This window comes from Burkholderiales bacterium, assembly GCA_013695435.1.
In the GTDB taxonomy this organism is placed as follows: domain Bacteria; phylum Pseudomonadota; class Gammaproteobacteria; order Burkholderiales; family JACMKV01; genus JACMKV01.
In genome coordinates, this window is sequence record JACDAM010000204.1 from 1 (window position 1) to 2,518 (window position 2,518).

Genomic DNA, 2,518 nt, shown 5'->3' on the forward strand with positions numbered 1-2,518 from the left:
CTAATCGTCCTCGTCCTCCTTCTCCTCGTGGTGGAGGGCAAAGGAACGAGGACGAGAAGGAGGACGAACGGACCGGCCGGTTCCTTCTTTGCACGCGCGCCAACGAAGCGAAACGCGAACCCTTCACAGAATCAACCGGAGAACTTTTCCATGAGCTACATCAAGCAAATGTTCGAGACCCATCCTGTAAATCCTTCTTCCGATCACGCGGTCACGATTGAGTGCATCACCGCTTGCTATTCATGCACCGAAGCGTGCAACGCCTGCGCTGACGCCTGCCTCGGCGAGAAAGAGGTAGCGCAAATGATCGAGTGCGTTCGCGATTGCAGCGATTGCGCCGATGTCTGCCTCGCCACCGCGCGTATCATCTCGCGCTTCACTCGCACGGATTTTAAGCTGGCTGGCGCGCAGCTACGGGCCTGCATCCAGGCTTGCGAAATCTGCGGCACGATGTGCGAAAGCCACGGCGCGAAAATGGAGCATTGCCGTGTTTGCGCGGAAGCTTGCCGGCGCTGCGCGAAAGCCTGCGAGGCGCTCCTCGCAGAATAGAATAGAACTGCCAACATTCAAAAGGGGAACACGCCGGCCGGCGAGCCTTTTTCTCAAGCTCCGAAAAAGACTTGTCTGATCGAAGTACGTACGTGTCAGGCGCGATCTCATATACTGGTTCGCCAATGTCTTCTATTTTTCCGAGAAACAAATAGCTGTTCACAGTTATTCCCTTGAAAGTGAATTAAAAGGCGCGCTATACAAACGCTATACAGCCTAAATTATGACCGCTTGGATTGTGACCTAACTCATTGATTATTTGGTGCTGTTGAGAGGAGTCGAACCTCCGACCTACTGATTACGAATCAGTTGCTCTACCAACTGAGCTACAACAGCAAATCGGTCGAAGTATAAAAGATTCGATTCGGCAACGGAATCAAGCCGATTGCGGGCGGACGCGAACGACGATATCTACGCCTTCGGCGACCATTCCTTCTGGCAGGGCCGGCAGGCCCGCCACGCTGATGTTGGCCGCGTCGATGTCGGTGATCTTGCCGGTTGTAACGTCGAACAAATGATGGTGATCGCTCATGTTCGGGTCGTAAAACAGTTTGCTCGGATCGATCACGACTTCGCGGACCAGCTTTTTCTCCACGAACAGATTGAGGGTGTTGTAAACCGTCGCCTTCGATGTTTCGGGATGGCGCTGGTTGACTATCGCCATCACCTGGTCAGCGCTCATATGCTCGCAGCGCGAATACAGCGCGTGCGCGATTTCGATGCGCTGGTGCGTGGGATTGATGCCGTGTCCGCGGAGCAGTTCGCTGGCATCGGTGCGGCTGAAGGGCAGTTTTTCCATAGCTTCGAATTTTAACCCGCGGCCTGGACGCTGTCTAACGCGCGCTTCGACAAGCTCGCCATCAACGGCTGTGACACGCTACTGGATCTTTCCTGCGCAACAATTCGAAGACCACCATCGCGATAGTATTTCAATTCAACAGCTCCGACTCGCCGTCGCGTTTCAAATTCAATCGTCGGACCGATCCGACAGCAGCGCGCGCAGTTCCTGAAAAAGCAGACGGAAGCTTTTCGGCGGCCGATTCGCGGCCTGCTCTTTGCGAGCGTTGCGCGCCAGCGTGCGCAAATGCTGGAGATCGGCTTTCGGATATTGAGAGGCGAGCGCCGCGAATGCCGTTTCATCCTCAAGCAATCGGGCGCGCCAGCGTTCGGCTGCGTGCAATTGTGCCGTGTGCTCGTTCGACACGCCGCGCCAGCCTTCGAGCCTTGCCTTGATCGGCTCCGCATCGATGCCGCGCATCAGCTTGCCGATATATTGCATCTGACGACGCCGCGCATCGTCCGGTTTGCGCATCTGCTTCGCCTCGGCGACGGCGTCCGCCAGCTTGTCGGGCAGCGCAAGTTCCGCGACTTGCTGCGGTGTAAGCTCGACCAATTGCGCCCCGACATCCTGCAGCGCGTGCATGTCGCGCTTGCGGCGCGTCTTGCTCGGCTGGTGGTCGGGCTCGCCTGTTTCCGGATTGGCGGGGATTCCTGTCATGTCAGGCGTCGCGGATTTTCACTGCGTTGATCGATTGCCGCGAAGAATGTGAGTAAGCCGCGGACGAGGCCGCACGCTTCGCGGTGGTATCATAAAGCGTTTTTGCCCCGTCCCTTAGAGCTTGTCCGTAAATAATTCAGCCCTGCGTTGGCGCCCCAAAGCGATGGCTGTAAGGCGCGAGCCGCAGCCCGAATGTCATGCATTGGGCAAGGCTCGCAACGCGGCAGACACGCTTTCGGGCGCCAACCCTTCGGGCCGGGGTCAATGTGAGCGCATCCCTTTGTCGCAAGGAGGCCTGCGACCCGTTACCGCAAAACGGCCGTTTGCGGGAGCAGGCCTCGCGGGCGCTACCCGCAAGCGGGCGGCGTCGCCCCTAACGTGTCCGCGCCCGCCTGGTTGTGGCCGACACAACGGCGCGTCTTGCTTCGCGGCCTGCGCTCAAATTGATCCCGGCGCAGGACTGAATTATTT

Annotated in this window: 3 protein-coding genes and 1 tRNA gene; 1 reads left to right on the plus strand and 3 read right to left on the minus strand. The window is 57.9% G+C overall.

Translation table 11 applies throughout. The features are described 5' to 3' along the window. The first annotated feature begins 150 nt into the window (after positions 1 to 150). Positions 151 to 549: a four-helix bundle copper-binding protein gene (locus H0V78_10270; protein MBA2352140.1), complete on the plus strand. Its 399-nt coding sequence runs from the start codon at positions 151 to 153 to the stop codon at positions 547 to 549. A 260-nt stretch (positions 550 to 809) separates the two neighbouring features. On the opposite strand, the gene H0V78_10275 is transcribed toward H0V78_10270, so the two are convergent. The 3 genes from H0V78_10275 to H0V78_10285 form a co-directional block, all read right to left on the minus strand. After that, positions 810 to 885: transfer RNA gene (locus H0V78_10275), tRNA-Thr, on the minus strand. A 40-nt stretch (positions 886 to 925) separates the two neighbouring features. After that, positions 926 to 1,348, minus strand: a complete 423-nt coding sequence (locus H0V78_10280; protein ID MBA2352141.1) for a transcriptional repressor — start codon at positions 1,346 to 1,348, stop codon at positions 926 to 928. Positions 1,349 to 1,516: 168 nt separating this feature from the next. Continuing rightward, complete coding sequence (locus H0V78_10285; GenBank protein ID MBA2352142.1) at positions 1,517 to 2,047, minus strand: DUF615 domain-containing protein; 531 nt, start codon at positions 2,045 to 2,047, stop codon at positions 1,517 to 1,519. Positions 2,048 to 2,518: the final 471 nt, after the last annotated feature.

What these genes read in the sequence shown, in the direction of transcription:
- H0V78_10270 (MBA2352140.1), top strand. Translation starts at nt 151, where the DNA reads ATGAGCTACATCAAGCAAATGTTCGAGACCCATCCTGTAAATCCTTCT.
- H0V78_10280 (MBA2352141.1), bottom strand. Translation starts at nt 1,348, where the DNA reads ATGGAAAAACTGCCCTTCAGCCGCACCGATGCCAGCGAACTGCTCCGC.
- H0V78_10285 (MBA2352142.1), bottom strand. Translation starts at nt 2,047, where the DNA reads ATGACAGGAATCCCCGCCAATCCGGAAACAGGCGAGCCCGACCACCAG.